General features: G+C 63.1%; 14 protein-coding genes and 1 other RNA gene. 5 read left to right on the forward strand and 10 right to left on the reverse strand.

Annotated features, from left to right (window positions below):
* Positions 1 to 152: 152 nt before the first annotated feature.
* Positions 153 to 653, reverse strand: a complete 501-nt coding sequence (gene rnhA / locus AAG793_RS04790; protein WP_341904749.1) for a ribonuclease HI — start codon at positions 651 to 653, stop codon at positions 153 to 155.
* A gap of 121 nt (positions 654 to 774) precedes the next feature.
* Complete coding sequence (locus AAG793_RS04795; RefSeq protein ID WP_341904750.1) at positions 775 to 1,611, reverse strand: class I SAM-dependent methyltransferase; 837 nt, start codon at positions 1,609 to 1,611, stop codon at positions 775 to 777.
* A gap of 12 nt (positions 1,612 to 1,623) precedes the next feature.
* Here AAG793_RS04795 and gloB point away from each other — a divergent pair, with 12 nt between their 5' ends.
* From gloB to AAG793_RS04810, 3 genes are all read left to right on the forward strand, one after another.
* On the forward strand, positions 1,624 to 2,394 hold the full coding sequence (gloB, locus tag AAG793_RS04800; RefSeq protein WP_341904752.1) for a hydroxyacylglutathione hydrolase: 771 nt from the start codon (positions 1,624 to 1,626) through the stop codon (positions 2,392 to 2,394).
* Positions 2,391 to 3,956: a transglycosylase SLT domain-containing protein gene (locus AAG793_RS04805; protein WP_341904755.1), complete on the forward strand. Its 1,566-nt coding sequence runs from the start codon at positions 2,391 to 2,393 to the stop codon at positions 3,954 to 3,956. Before gloB ends, AAG793_RS04805 begins: the two co-directional genes overlap by 4 nt.
* 232 nt (positions 3,957 to 4,188) lie before the next feature.
* Positions 4,189 to 5,076, forward strand: a complete 888-nt coding sequence (locus tag AAG793_RS04810; RefSeq protein ID WP_341904757.1) for a DUF4394 domain-containing protein — start codon at positions 4,189 to 4,191, stop codon at positions 5,074 to 5,076.
* 171 nt (positions 5,077 to 5,247) lie between these two features.
* On the opposite strand, the gene AAG793_RS04815 is transcribed toward AAG793_RS04810, so the two are convergent.
* The 8 genes from AAG793_RS04815 to dnaX all read right to left on the reverse strand — a co-directional run bounded on the left by AAG793_RS04815 (position 5,248) and on the right by dnaX (position 11,933).
* On the reverse strand, positions 5,248 to 5,400 hold the full coding sequence (locus AAG793_RS04815) for a DUF3096 domain-containing protein (RefSeq protein ID WP_341904759.1): 153 nt from the start codon (positions 5,398 to 5,400) through the stop codon (positions 5,248 to 5,250).
* Positions 5,401 to 5,538: 138 nt separating this feature from the next.
* Positions 5,539 to 6,378: an ABC transporter permease gene (locus AAG793_RS04820; RefSeq protein WP_341904762.1), complete on the reverse strand. Its 840-nt coding sequence runs from the start codon at positions 6,376 to 6,378 to the stop codon at positions 5,539 to 5,541.
* A 9-nt stretch (positions 6,379 to 6,387) separates the two neighbouring features.
* On the reverse strand, positions 6,388 to 7,224 hold the full coding sequence (locus tag AAG793_RS04825; protein WP_341904765.1) for an ABC transporter ATP-binding protein: 837 nt from the start codon (positions 7,222 to 7,224) through the stop codon (positions 6,388 to 6,390).
* Positions 7,225 to 7,275: 51 nt separating this feature from the next.
* Entirely contained in the window at positions 7,276 to 8,337 is a 1,062-nt protein-coding gene (locus AAG793_RS04830; protein ID WP_341904768.1) for an ABC transporter substrate-binding protein, read from the reverse strand.
* A gap of 114 nt (positions 8,338 to 8,451) precedes the next feature.
* Complete coding sequence (locus tag AAG793_RS04835) at positions 8,452 to 8,865, reverse strand: MAPEG family protein (RefSeq protein ID WP_341904774.1); 414 nt, start codon at positions 8,863 to 8,865, stop codon at positions 8,452 to 8,454.
* Between the two features lie 74 nt (positions 8,866 to 8,939).
* Entirely contained in the window at positions 8,940 to 9,566 is a 627-nt protein-coding gene (gene recR, locus AAG793_RS04840; RefSeq protein WP_341904777.1) for a recombination mediator RecR, read from the reverse strand.
* 80 nt (positions 9,567 to 9,646) lie between these two features.
* Positions 9,647 to 9,979, reverse strand: a complete 333-nt coding sequence (locus tag AAG793_RS04845; RefSeq protein ID WP_341904780.1) for a YbaB/EbfC family nucleoid-associated protein — start codon at positions 9,977 to 9,979, stop codon at positions 9,647 to 9,649.
* Between the two features lie 76 nt (positions 9,980 to 10,055).
* Positions 10,056 to 11,933, reverse strand: a complete 1,878-nt coding sequence (gene dnaX, locus AAG793_RS04850) for a DNA polymerase III subunit gamma/tau (protein WP_341904782.1) — start codon at positions 11,931 to 11,933, stop codon at positions 10,056 to 10,058.
* A 117-nt stretch (positions 11,934 to 12,050) separates the two neighbouring features.
* Here dnaX and ffs point away from each other — a divergent pair.
* Positions 12,051 to 12,147, forward strand: an RNA gene (gene ffs / locus AAG793_RS04855) — signal recognition particle sRNA small type.
* Between the two features lie 98 nt (positions 12,148 to 12,245).
* Positions 12,246 to 12,641, forward strand: a complete 396-nt coding sequence (locus AAG793_RS04860) for a response regulator (RefSeq protein WP_341904786.1) — start codon at positions 12,246 to 12,248, stop codon at positions 12,639 to 12,641.
* The last annotated feature ends 3 nt before the right edge of the window (positions 12,642 to 12,644 follow it).

Raw genomic sequence — 12,644 nt, forward strand, 5'->3', positions numbered from 1 at the left:
AGCAGGACGCCACCGCGCGTGCTGTGCTCATTCGGTAATCCCGAGCCCGGCCCGGGCAGCTTTACAACAGGTTTACGAAAGGCTGGCCACGCTGGGGCGCTCGATGCTATGCATGCTTATGGTGCATGGCCCGGGTGCGATGCGGCTGCCATTCAAATTCGGCCCAGTGCGCGCTCCACGCCCTTGTTGGCCAGCGCGTCAGCTCGTTCGTTGCCCGGGTCGCCCGCATGGCCCTTGACCCAGCGCCAGTCGATACGGTGGCCGCTGGTGCTGACCAGCGCGTCCAGCCGCTGCCAGAGGTCCACATTCTTCACCGGGGCCTTGGCCGCCGTGCGCCAGCCGCGCGCCTTCCAGCCCTGAATCCACTCGGTGATGCCCTTGCGGACGTATTCGCTGTCGAGGTACAGCGTCACCTGGCAAGGCCGCTTCAAAGCTGCCAGCGCTTCGATGACAGCGGTCATTTCCATGCGGTTGTTGGTGGTGCCCAGCTCGCCGCCAAAAAGCTCTTTCTCGGTGCCGCCCATGGCCAGCAAGGCGCCCCAGCCGCCCGGGCCGGGGTTGCCCTTGCAGGCGCCGTCGGTGTAGATGACGACATGCTGCGCGGTGGTCGATGGCGAGGTGCTGGAAGGGGTTGCGGAAGGCGTGTGGGTCATGAAGCTTGAGCAGGTCGTGGGGCCGGGTCAGAAAAACTGTGGCGATTATCACAGCGCAGAAGTCTGCAATCAGCCCAGCGCGCCCTGCGTGGATGAAATTCAGCCCGGGGGGCTCCTGCGGTTACCGGCCCGTGCGCGGCCCGGCCCGGGAAGCAGGCTCCCGGTTGATCACCGCCGTGGCCGGTGCACCCGACGGCCGGCGGGCACGCCAACTCGGCTCCAGCAGGCGCAGGCCACGCACACGCTTGACCGCCGCGACAAAATACACCGCACCAAAGATGGTCCACCAGCGCGGCCCCATGCGGTCCATCCACGCGAAACGGTTCAACCAGGGCTGGCTGGTCAGTGCGGGCCGGTAGCAGCCGAACTGCCCCGACTCGACCTCGAAGTCGAGCAGCCGCAGCCAGTCGCGCAAACGCCAGTAACCAATGAACTCGCCAGTCGGTGGCAAAAAAAGGCTGTCGTAGCCCCAGCGCTTGTAAAGATGGCCGCGCCGCTGACGCAGGCCCCACAGGCTGGCCGGGTTGAAACCGCTGATCACCACCCGCCCCTCAGGCACCAGCACCCGGGCCACTTCACGCAGGGTGGCGTGCGGGTCCAGGCTCAGCTCCAGCGTGTGGGGCAGCACCACCAGATCGAGGCTGTTCTCAGGAAACGGAAGCGCCATCGAATGGGTCATCAGCGCGGCGCGGCGGGAACTTCCTCTTCGGGTGGCAGTCGCATCCTTGGCCGTTGCCAAATCGTCAGGCTCTGTGAAGTCGCCGGGCTCCACCGCCAGCCAGCGGTGCGGCATGCGGTTGGCATGCAAGGTGTCGAGCGCAGGCAGGCCGATCTGCAGTGCGTGATAGCCAAACACATTGCCCACGGCATGGTCGAAATGCGTGCGTTCCCAGTCGAGCAGATAGGTGCCCGGCGGGGTGTTCAACCAGTCTGTCAAACCTATAATTCCGGAGCTCATTGAGACCACTGCATGTATTTGATTCCCATCCCTGCGTTCACCGACAACTACCTCTGGCTGTTGCACGATGGTCAGAAGGCGCTGGTTGTCGACCCGGGAGATGCAGGACCGGTCCGGCGCGTGCTGGAGCAGCACGGGTTGACACTGGAATCGATTCTAGTCACCCACCATCACGCCGACCACACCGGCGGCGTGGATGAATTGCGTGAAAGCACCGGCGCGGTGGTCTACGGACCGGCCACGGAAAACATTCCACGCCCGTACTCACCGCTCCAGGGCGGGGACAGCATCACCGCTGTGGGCACGCGCTTTGAAGTGATTGATGTGCCGGGCCACACGGCAGGCCACATCGCGTTTTACACACCCGACGTGAATGGCAGGCCGCTGCTGTATTGCGGTGACACCCTGTTTTCCGGCGGTTGCGGGCGGCTCTTTGAAGGCACGCCGGCGCAGATGCTGGCCTCGCTGGACCGCCTCGCCGTCCTGCCCGGCGATACCGTGGTGTGCTGCACCCACGAGTACACGCTGAGCAATCTGCGCTTCGCCCGGGCAGTGGAGCCGGACAATGCAGCGCTTGCCGCCTACCAAGCGCACTGCATCGCGCTGCGAGAGCAACAACAACCCACACTGCCCACCCACATGGCGCAGGAACTGCAGATCAATCCCTTTCTGCGAACCCGGCAAACCACTATCATGGCAGCTGCCCGGCGCTTCGACGCGTCGGCCCGGAATGACGAGACGGTCTTTGCCGCCATCAGGCAATGGAAAAACGAATTCAAATGACGCCTCACACCCGAACCGACACCCTCGCGCTGCCCGACCACCCCTTGGGCCATTCCTTTCTTCACCACACTCCCCGCTCCCCGCTTCGCACCGTCACCGGCGTTCTGGTGATCGCTGCCGCCTTGCTGTCAGGGTGCGCCTCCAAGGTCGGACTGCCTGACGACCCCGTGTTGCAGACGGGTACACCGACCACCCAGCCCATCATCCCCACGGGGCCGCTGCAGGCCATCACGCCGGGCCGCGTGTCAGCGCAACAAATCGTCGCCGCCGAGCCACCCAAAGAGCTGTGGGACCGTATTCGCCGTGGCTTTGCCATGCCCGACCTGCGCAGCGATCTGGTCACCGACCGGGAGCAGTGGTACGCCAGCCGGCCGGACTACATCCAGCGCATGACCGAGCGCTCAAGCAAATACCTGTTCCACATTGTTGAAGAGCTGGAACGCCGCCAGATGCCAACCGAACTGGCGCTGCTGCCCTTCATCGAAAGCGCCTTCAACCCGCAGGCAGTCTCCAGTGCCAAGGCGGCGGGCATGTGGCAGTTCATGCCGGCCACGGGTAAATACTTTGACCTGAAGCAAAACGCGTTCCGCGACGACCGCCGCGATGTGCTGGCCTCCACCCGTGCCGCGCTCGACTACCTGCAAAAGCTCTATGGCATGTTTGGTGACTGGCACCTGGCACTGGCCGCCTACAACTGGGGCGAAGGCAGCGTGGGACGCGCAATCGCCCGCAACCAGAAGCTGGGCCTGGGCACCAGCTACACCGACCTCAACATGCCGGCCGAGACGCGCCTTTACGTGCCCAAGCTGCAGGCGGTGGAAAACATCGTCGCCAATCCGCAGGCCTTCAACACCGAATTGCCGCTGATTGAAAACCACCCCTACTTCCAGCAGGTGCGCATCACGCGCGACATCGACGTGGCACTCGCCGCGCGGCTCGCCGACGTGCGCATCGAGGACTTCAAAGCGCTGAACCCCTCGGCGCACCGGCCCATCATCATTGCCTCGGGCACGCCGCACATCCTGCTGCCTTGGGACAACGCCAAAGTGTTCCAGCGCAACTTTGAGGCCTACGACAAGGGCCAGTACGCCAGCTGGACGGCATGGACAGCCCCCACCACCATGGGCACCGCCGAAGCCGCGCGCCGCACCGGCATGAGCGAAGCAGATTTGCGCGGCGTGAACAACATCCCGCCGCGCATGCTGATCAAGGCCGGCTCCACCTTGCTCGTCCCCAGAACCGCCAAGGTCGACGAGGATGTGCCGGTGCAGATTGCCGATACCGCGCAGGTGGCCTTGGCGCCCGAGGTGGTCACGCGCCGCACCACCGTGAAGGCCCGCAAGGGTGAATCGGTGGCGTCGATTGCCAGGCGTTATGGCCTCAGCGCCAGCAGTGTGGCCGACTGGAACAACATCAGCGCATCGGCCGCATTCAAGATGGGCCAGCCGGTGGTTCTGTTCCTCCCCGTGAAGGCCGCCCGTGCCTCAACGGCAGGAAAAGGCATCAGCAAGGCCACCCGGCGCCCAGCGGCAAAAGCCGTCGTCAAATCCAGAAGGCGCTGACACCGCGCGCTTGGCAGCAAGGTCAGCCGGGGGGTTTCGTTGCCGACTGGCTGTGTGTTGGCCTTTTTGGGTTATTTGGCTTTCAGAGACTGAACTGCGATCAGGGGAACTACCACCCCGGAATGGTCAGCTTGAGACGGCCAGATCCGCTCAATCCAAAATTTTGAAACCGATCGGCAATGCGGTGCGTATCACCCTCGCATCGTTCCAATAATTCACCGAAAGGCGCCAAATGAACACACCTTCCTTCAAAATCACCGCTCTTGCCACGCTCATTCTTGCCAGCCTGACCGCCTGCTCCACCATGGCACCCGGCTCGGAAGGAATGGCCCGCGCTGAAAAAGCGGTCGCGGTCACCGCATCCAACAAGCTGATCAAGTTCAACGCCGGCCAACCTGGCCGCATTCAAGCCACGCTCAACATCGCGGGCCTTCAAGCCGGCGAAACCCTGCTGGGCATTGATTACCGCGTGTCCAAAGATCAGCTCTATGCTCTCGGCAGCAGCGGCCGCCTCTACACCATCAATGAAGACACCGGCGTGGCCAGCGTCGTGGGCATGCCGTTTTCCGTCAAGCTGGAAGGCACGCAGTTTGGTTTTGACTTCAACCCGACGGTTGACCGCATTCGTGTGGTCAGCAACACCGGGCAGAACCTGCGCCTGCATCCCGACACCGGCGCTGTGGTCGACAGCAACGCCACCACCGACGGCGTGCAGACCGACGGCAAATTGACCTATGCTGCCGGCGACGCCAACGTTGGCAAGACGCCATTCACGGTTGGCGCGGCTTACAGCTACAACAAGGCCGACACCAAGATCACCACCAACTTTGCGCTGGATGCCGCGACGGGTGCATTGGTGACGCAGGGCTCGCGTGAAGGCGTGACGCCCGCCGTGTCGCCCAACACCGGCCAGTTGTTCACGGTGGGTAGCATCGGCATGCCCTTCAACACGGCGTCCTTCGATATTCAGGCACTGAGCGATGTGGCGTTTGCAGCATTGAACAGCGACGGCTCCAATGCCAGCCGCTGGGTCACGATTGATCTGAAAACCGGTGCTGCCAAGTCGCTGGGTACCGTGGGTGGCGGCGAGCGCGTCGTCGGCATTGCGCTCGAGCCTTGAGCGTTTTCTAAGCAGTAACAGTCGGCCATGGCCGGCTGCAGCAAACCCTCAACCTGTGGTTGGGGGAGATGGACGCTCGACGAGCAGAACCCAGCAAGCGGCCCGGCTCCTGCTCTTCACTACAACTGGATTGCCAGGCGCTGATGAGAGTCAGCGCGTGCGACATCCCCCTTAGAGCTTGAACGAACCGCTGCCGAAGAGGCCAATCAAACCGATCACGATCAGGTAGATCGCGACGATGTAGTTGAGCAGGCGCGGGATGAGCAGGATGAGGATGCCTGCAATCAGGGAAACAACGGGGCCAATGCTGACGGCGAGATTCATGGGATGTCCTTGGGTGCGATGTCGATGATGAGCCACTGTAGCGAGGCATCACACCCAAGCCTGTAGGACGACAGGAAAACTGCAGCGCAGTTGGCAGCTCGTTCACCACCTGCCGGCGATTTCCGGCTGCTTACCGCGTCAGAGCTTTTCAGTCTCACCCGAGCGTGGCTGCCATTTCATCAGGCGCTTTTCAACTCTCCCGACCAGGGCGTCCAGCATCAGGGCAAAGGTGGTGAGTACCACAATCCCCGCGAACACGGTGTTCACGTCGAACGTGCCCTCTGCCTGCAGGATGAGATAGCCAACGCCGCGTGCTGACCCGAGGTACTCACCCACCACCGCACCGACAAAGGCCAGCCCCACCGAGGTGTGCAGGCTGGAGAACACCCAGCTGGTAGCGCTGGGCAGATACACCGTACGCAGCAGCTGACGCTGGTTGGCACCCAGCATGCGGGCGTTGGCCAGCACCACCGGGCTGACCTCCTTCACGCCCTGATAGACATTGAAGAACACGATGAAAAACACCAGCGTGACCGCGAGCGCCACCTTGCTCCAAATGCCCAGCCCGAACCACAGGCCGAAGATGGGCGCCAGAATCACGCGGGGCATGGAGTTCGCGGCCTTGATGTAGGGGTCGAGGATCGCGCTGGCCAGTGGTGCCAGGGCCAGCCACAGGCCGCACACCAGTCCCAGCAAGGTGCCAAGGCCGAACGCCAGCACGGTTTCAAGCAGGGTGGTGCCGAGGTGGATGTAGATGTCGGCATTGCCGCGCAGACCGTCCGGAAAGAGCACGCTCTCTCCAAACCCGAAGGGCATGAACCAGCTCCAGATGCGCCCCATCACCTTGATGGGCTCGCCCAGAAAAAACGCAATCTGCTGGTCGCGCGAAGCCAGGTGCCAGCCGGCCAGCAGAAGGATCAGCAGCCCGATCTGCCACAGGCGAAGATTTTTCCGAAGGTGGTTTGCTGGAGATGTCACGGTACGTGCCTAAGCGGTTTTCCGGAGTTGCTGCGTGTAGCCCTTGAGCACCTCATCGCGCAACACATTCCAGATCTGCGTGTGCAGCTCCACAAAGCGCGGCTGGTGCCTCACTTCTGCCACGTCGCGCGGCCTGGGCAGATCGATGTGGAACTCGCCCATCGGCCGGGTGCCCGGGCCCGCCGACAGCACCACCACCCGGTCGCTCATGGCAATCGCTTCATCGAGGTCATGGGTGATGAACAACACGGCTTTTTTCTTGGCCGCCCACAACTCCAGTACCTCGTTTTCCATCAGCTGGCGGGTCTGGATATCGAGCGCGCTGAAGGGCTCGTCCATCAGGATGATGTCGGGGTCCAGCGCCAGCACCTGCGCGAGTGCGGTCCGCTTGCGCATGCCACCAGACAGCTGGTGCGGGTAGCGGTCACCAAAACCGGTCAGCCCCACCCGGTCAAGCCAGCCAAGCGCTGTGGCCCTGGCCTCATCGTCGGCAATGCCGCGGTACTGAAGGCCGACCATGACGTTTTCGAGCGCGCTGCGCCAGGGCATCAATGCTTCGGTCTGGAACATGTAGCCCGCACGGCTGTTGATGCCCTGCAAAGGCTGACCGAACACCTTGACCTCACCGGAAGACGCCTCCAGCAAGCCGGCGCCGATGTTGAGCAGGGTGGATTTGCCGCAGCCCGTCGGACCCACGACGGACACAAATTCGCCTGCCTGAATGCGAAGCGTGGTGTTGCTGACGGCCGTGTAGCGTTGCCCACCGTCGGGCGAACGGAAGGTGCAGGTGATGTCGAGGAACTCCAGGGCATGCGGCCCCGGACCATTGCTGTCGATGGTTGCCATGAAAGAGGCGAAGAACGCGAAAAAGGCGAAAAGCGCGGGTGGCGCGGACGCTCAGGCCTTGAAGCGCTCCTTGGCGCGACGCGAGAACTCGTTGGTGTAGGTTTTGGCCAGATCGATCTTGTCGGCCTTGATGCTCGGGTCAAAACTCGACAGCGCCTTCAGTGCAGTGCGGGCGCCTTCATCAGGGATGATGCCGTCCAGCGAAATCGACTCGCGCACCTTGTTGAATGATGCAAGGTACAGCGCGCGGTCACCGAGCAGGTAGCTCTCTGGCACGGTCTTGATGATGTCGCCGGGGCCAGCGGTCTGCAACCACTTGAGTGCATGCACCATCGCATTGGCCATGGCCTGGCAGGTGTTGGGGTTCTTCTGCACGAAGTCCATCGGTGCATACAGGCAGCCGGCAGGCATCAGCCCGCCAAACACCTCGACGGTGCCCTTGAGCGTACGGGTGTCGCTGATGATCTTCACCTCGCCTTTTTGCTCCAGCATGGTCATCACCGGGTCAATGTTGCTCATCGCGTCAATCTGACCGGAACGCATCGCCGTCAAGGCGCCTGCCGAGGTGCCCACGCCGATGAAACTCACATCAGCGGCCTTCAGGCCAGCCCGCGAAAGCACCAGATTGGCCATCATGTTGGTCGATGAGCCGGGCGCGGACACACCGATTTTCTTGCCCTTGAGATCGGCCAGGGTCTTGTAGTTGGGCATGCTCTTGGTCGACACGCCAAAGGCAATTTGCGGCGCCCGCCCCTGCAGCACAAAGGCCTGGAACATCTGGTTCTTGGACTGCAGGTTGATGGTGTGTTCGTACGCACCAGAGCAGACATCGGCCGAGCCACCCACCACCGCTTGCAGCGCACGCGAGCCACCGGCGAAATCGCTGATCTCGACGTCCAGCCCTTCAGCCTTGAAGTAGCCGAGTTGCTCGGCAATCGTCAACGGCAGGTAATAAAACCCGGCCTTGCCGCCCACCGCCAGGGCCACCTTGGTCTTTTCCGGTTTGGCCTGTGCACGCAAGGCCGGTACTGCCAGTGTGGCTGCAGCCAGGGTGATGCCACCGGCAAAGCGCCGGCGAGTCAGGGTGGGGGCGGTGATGCGGGTGGTGTTCATGGGTTTGTCCTCGGGCTTTTTGCAGTTTGCTACAGCGTATCGGGGCAAAGAAAAACCCGCATCGGGGTCATCCCGTGCGGGTTTTTACGGAAGAGCGTCGTGCCGAGCAGCGCGTTAGCGATAACCTGCAAAAAGAATGAAGATGTTGACAATGAAAGCAGAAACCCAGACGGCGGAACGCGCCTTGGCCAAGTCCGCCACATACATCATGATGTAGGCGATGCGCAGGAACACAAACAGCAGCGCCAGAATGTCGAGGCGCGTCTGCCCGGCCTGAAGAATGTGCGCAATGATGACTGCTGCAAAAAAGAATGGCAGCGACTCAAAGGTATTGGCCTGCGCTGCATTGGCACGCGCCCGCCAGTCGGTTTGCCGCGAAAGCCAGTGGCGCGGGTTGTTGTTGTCATAGCCGCCATCGCGCGGGTGTTTGGCGAACATGCCGTACTTGGCGATGCCCGCGCACACAATGGGCAACAAGGCGGCCACCAGAACACACCAGTAGGCGATGGTGAAGCGTGCGAATGTCATGGCAGGGTCCTTGTCCTGTGTGATGGGTGTTGTTTGGGGAGACGGGGAATAGAAGGTGCGTGCGGAGTACCCGCCTAGCGGCGATCCACCAGCGCATGGGCAATGGTGCCGAGGTCCACGTATTCGAGTTCGCTGCCCACCGGCACGCCGCGCGCCAGCCGCGTCACCTGCACGCCCCGACTTTTCAGGGCCTGCGCAATCACGTGCGCCGTGGCCTCACCTTCCGCCGTGAAGTTGGTGGCCAGAATGACCTCCTGAACCTCGCGCTCGGCAGCGGGCAAAGGATCGCCCTGCGCATTACGCGGCACCACACGGTCAAACAGCTTTTGCAGACCGATGTCGTTCGGGCCAATGCCGTCCAGCGGGCTGAGCTTGCCCATCAGCACAAAGTAAAGCCCTCGGAAAGCCAGCGTACGTTCCAGCGCCGCCTGATCAGCGGGCGTTTCGACCACGCACAGCTTGCTGCGGTCGCGCTGCGCGTTCGCGCAGGTGGCACACACCGCCTGCTCGGTCAGCGTGTTGCACAGCGTGCAGTGCCCCACGCTGGCGACTGCATGCTCCAGCGCCCGTGCGATCTGCACCGCGCCGGGTTTGTCGTGCTGCAGCAGATGAAACGCCATGCGCGCCGCCGACTTGGCGCCCACGCCGGGCAGGCGGCGCAAGGCCTCGGTCAGTCCCTCAAGCGCACCGGAATCGGCCATCTATGAGCCTCCACATTCGCTCACAGCGTGTGGCGCTCTGCGCCTGCAAGTGGCGCTGCTTGTGAACACGAAGATCAAGACTAAAAGGGCAGCTTCATGCCGCCGGGCAGACCAGGCATGCCGGCGGTCAGCTTGCCCATTTTTTCCTGACTGACTTCTTCCGCCTTGCGCACGGCGGCATTGAAGGCGGCAGCCACCAGGTCTTCCAGCATGTCCTTGTCGTCGATCAGCAGGCTCGGGTCAATCTCGATGCGCTTGACGTCGTGCTTGCAGGTCATGGTGACCTTCACCAGACCCGAGCCGGCTTCGGCCGTGACTTCGACAAACGCCAGTTCGTCCTGGGCCTTCTTGAGGTTGTCCTGCATGGCCTGCGCCTGTTTCATCAGGCCAGCCAGTTGTCCTTTGTTAAACATGTTTTTCCTTTGGGAGTGTGGCTTCAAACGCCGGGAATTGGCTCTCGGGAATTTATGCCGGGGAATATGACCTTGATCATATCGGCTTGGCCGCGAGTGGTTTGATGGAACCAGGCACGATTCGGGCGCCCCATTGACGCACCATGTCCTGCACCAGCGGGTCGTTCTGGATCAGTTCTTCCGCAGCGCGCTGCCGCTCGGCCGCCGCTGCTGCGTTGCGGCGGGCCGGGGTGTCGGTGACTGGTCCCAGTTCCACCGTCAGGGCTAGGCTGCTGTGGCCGGTCGCCTGTTGCAGTGCCGCCTGCAGCTTGTCGCGCGCGGCCGGCTGGTTGAGGGATTCGCGCTCTACACGCAACACCCAGACGTCTGCCGTCTGGCTGCGCAGCTCGGACTGCAGCGCCAGCTCACGCGTGAGCGCCGCCACCGACTCCGCCGCCACCAACCGATTGACCAACTGTCGCCAGCTGTCACCCAGCGGCGTTTCCTCCAGTGTCGAAGGCGATGTGGCTGCCGAAGCTGGCGCAGGAGTCGGCGGAGCTGCAGGTGTGACCGGGGCGGCCTGAGGGGCAACGGCTTCTGTCGGCGGAGCAACGGTTCGGGGCGACGGGGGCGCCGCTTGCGGAGAAGGCGGTGGGAGCGGCGACGTCGAGACAGCCGGTGGCCGTCGCTCGCTGTTGATACCCATACTCGCGTCCGGCACTCGCACGGCGGGAGCGGCCGCCATGGCTGGCACCCGTCCCGGCGCCGGGGGCTCGGCACCAGTTGGCTCAGGCGACGGCTTTTTTCCGGGCTCGGCGGCGCTCCTCTGCTGGGGCGCTGCCTGCACCGTTGCGGAAACCGAGGTACTCGCAGGCTTGAAGGCCAACAAGCGCAGCAAAACCATGGTGAGGGCGGCGTATTCATCAGGCGCCAGACCCAGCTCACCGCGCCCGTGCAAACACAGGCTGTACAGCAGCTGGGTTTCATCAGCCGGCAGGGTGCGCGCCAGGCGAGCCGTTTCAGCAATGTCGGGGTCGGCCGCATCGCCATCAGCAGCCATGTCAGGCACGGCCTGCAGTACCGCCATGCGCTGCAGGACGGTGGTCATTTCCTCCAGCGTGGAGGCAGCACTCAGCCCGTTGAGGCGCAGCACTTCCGACGTCTCGACCACCGCGCGGCCATCGCCCCGGGCCAGTGCATCGAGCAGATTGAAGACATAACTGCGGTCCACACTGCCGAGCATGGTGCGCACGCTGGCCTCCTGCAACTGACCCGATCCGAAGGCAATTGCCTGGTCGGTGAGCGACAGCGCGTCGCGCATGGAGCCGCGTGCGGCCCGCGCCAGCAGGCGCAGCGCCTGCTGCTCGGCCGGAATGTTCTCAGCCGCCAGAACCTGCGTGAGGTGCTCCAGCACCGTCTCGGGCGCCATCGGCCGCAGGTTGAACTGCAGGCAGCGCGACAGTACGGTGGCCGGCACTTTCTGCGGGTCGGTCGTGGCCAGCACGAACTTGAGGTATTCAGGAGGCTCTTCCAGCGTCTTGAGCATGGCGTTGAACGCCGTGTTCGTCAGCATGTGCACCTCGTCGATCATGAAGACCTTGAAGCGCCCGACGACCGGCTTGTATACCGCCTGCTCCAGCAGCTGGGCGATCTCGTCCACGCCCCGGTTGGAGGCGGCGTCCAGCTCGGTGTAGTCGACAAAGCGGCCGCTGTCGATGTCGGTACAGGCCTGGCACACGCCGCAGGGCTCGGCCGTGATGCCGCCCTGCCCGTTGGCACCGGTGCAGTTCAGTGACTTGGCCAGAATGCGCGACACCGTGGTTTTGCCCACACCGCGGGTACCGGTGAACAGATAGGCGTGGTGCAGGCGTCCGGTGGCCAGCGCGTTGCCCAGCGCCTGCACCACATGCGCCTGGCCCACCATTTCAGAGAAATTCCGGGGGCGGTATTTGCGGGCGAGGACAAGATAGGACATCAGGGCATTCTAAATTGCGGGGCACTGGCGCTGTTGCAACTTGAGTGTGTGAATTCCAGCATGAAATGAGCCAGCAGCGAAGCGAAACCATGCGGGAAGACCCGTACAATGGTTGGTGACGGGCCTTCCCGCATGGTGAAGCGGCCAACCGGGTCAGGTGGGGAACCAAGCAGCCCTAACTGTGGAGCCAGTGCCGGGGTCGAGGCTCGTCACCTTATTTCAATTGCACTCAATGCGGCGCTGACCTACCCGGTGGGTGCCGGTGCATGAATCGCCACGGGAACCCACCTCGTTGACTCTCACCGCATTGCCATGAACGCCACCGACCGCCTGCCAATGTCTGCCCTTGTCGTTGAAGACGACGAGCACATTGCCCATCTGCTGAAGTTCATTCTGGAGCGCGAGCGCTTTGCGGTGCATGTGGCCAAGGACGGACGCGAAGCACGCGAGTTCATTGAGCAGCAGCCCGCGCCAGCCATCGTGCTGCTCGACGTGATGCTGCCTTTCATGGATGGCTTTGGCCTGGTGAGTCTGCTGCGGGCCCAGCCTGGATGGGAATCCACCCCGGTCATCATGCTGACCGCCAAAACGCAGGAAAAAGACATCGTCCGCGCGCTGGATTCGGGCGCCAACGACTACATCGTCAAACCCTTCCAGCCGGCAGAACTGCTGGCGCGCATCAAACGCCTGTCATTGCGAAAAGCCTGATTC

Origin of the sequence: Polaromonas sp. YR568, assembly GCF_943372955.1 — a bacterium.
Lineage (GTDB): Bacteria > Pseudomonadota > Gammaproteobacteria > Burkholderiales > Burkholderiaceae_C > Polaromonas.

Coding starts and splice junctions, on each gene's coding strand:
- rnhA (WP_341904749.1), bottom strand. CDS start 653: ATGACCCACACGCCTTCCGCAACCCCTTCCAGCACCTCGCCATCGACC.
- AAG793_RS04795 (WP_341904750.1), bottom strand. CDS start 1,611: ATGAGCTCCGGAATTATAGGTTTGACAGACTGGTTGAACACCCCGCCG.
- gloB (WP_341904752.1), top strand. CDS start 1,624: ATGTATTTGATTCCCATCCCTGCGTTCACCGACAACTACCTCTGGCTG.
- AAG793_RS04805 (WP_341904755.1), top strand. CDS start 2,391: ATGACGCCTCACACCCGAACCGACACCCTCGCGCTGCCCGACCACCCC.
- AAG793_RS04810 (WP_341904757.1), top strand. CDS start 4,189: ATGAACACACCTTCCTTCAAAATCACCGCTCTTGCCACGCTCATTCTT.
- AAG793_RS04815 (WP_341904759.1), bottom strand. CDS start 5,400: ATGAATCTCGCCGTCAGCATTGGCCCCGTTGTTTCCCTGATTGCAGGC.
- AAG793_RS04825 (WP_341904765.1), bottom strand. CDS start 7,224: ATGGCAACCATCGACAGCAATGGTCCGGGGCCGCATGCCCTGGAGTTC.
- AAG793_RS04830 (WP_341904768.1), bottom strand. CDS start 8,337: ATGAACACCACCCGCATCACCGCCCCCACCCTGACTCGCCGGCGCTTT.
- AAG793_RS04835 (WP_341904774.1), bottom strand. CDS start 8,865: ATGACATTCGCACGCTTCACCATCGCCTACTGGTGTGTTCTGGTGGCC.
- recR (WP_341904777.1), bottom strand. CDS start 9,566: ATGGCCGATTCCGGTGCGCTTGAGGGACTGACCGAGGCCTTGCGCCGC.
- AAG793_RS04845 (WP_341904780.1), bottom strand. CDS start 9,979: ATGTTTAACAAAGGACAACTGGCTGGCCTGATGAAACAGGCGCAGGCC.
- dnaX (WP_341904782.1), bottom strand. CDS start 11,933: ATGTCCTATCTTGTCCTCGCCCGCAAATACCGCCCCCGGAATTTCTCT.
- AAG793_RS04860 (WP_341904786.1), top strand. CDS start 12,246: ATGAACGCCACCGACCGCCTGCCAATGTCTGCCCTTGTCGTTGAAGAC.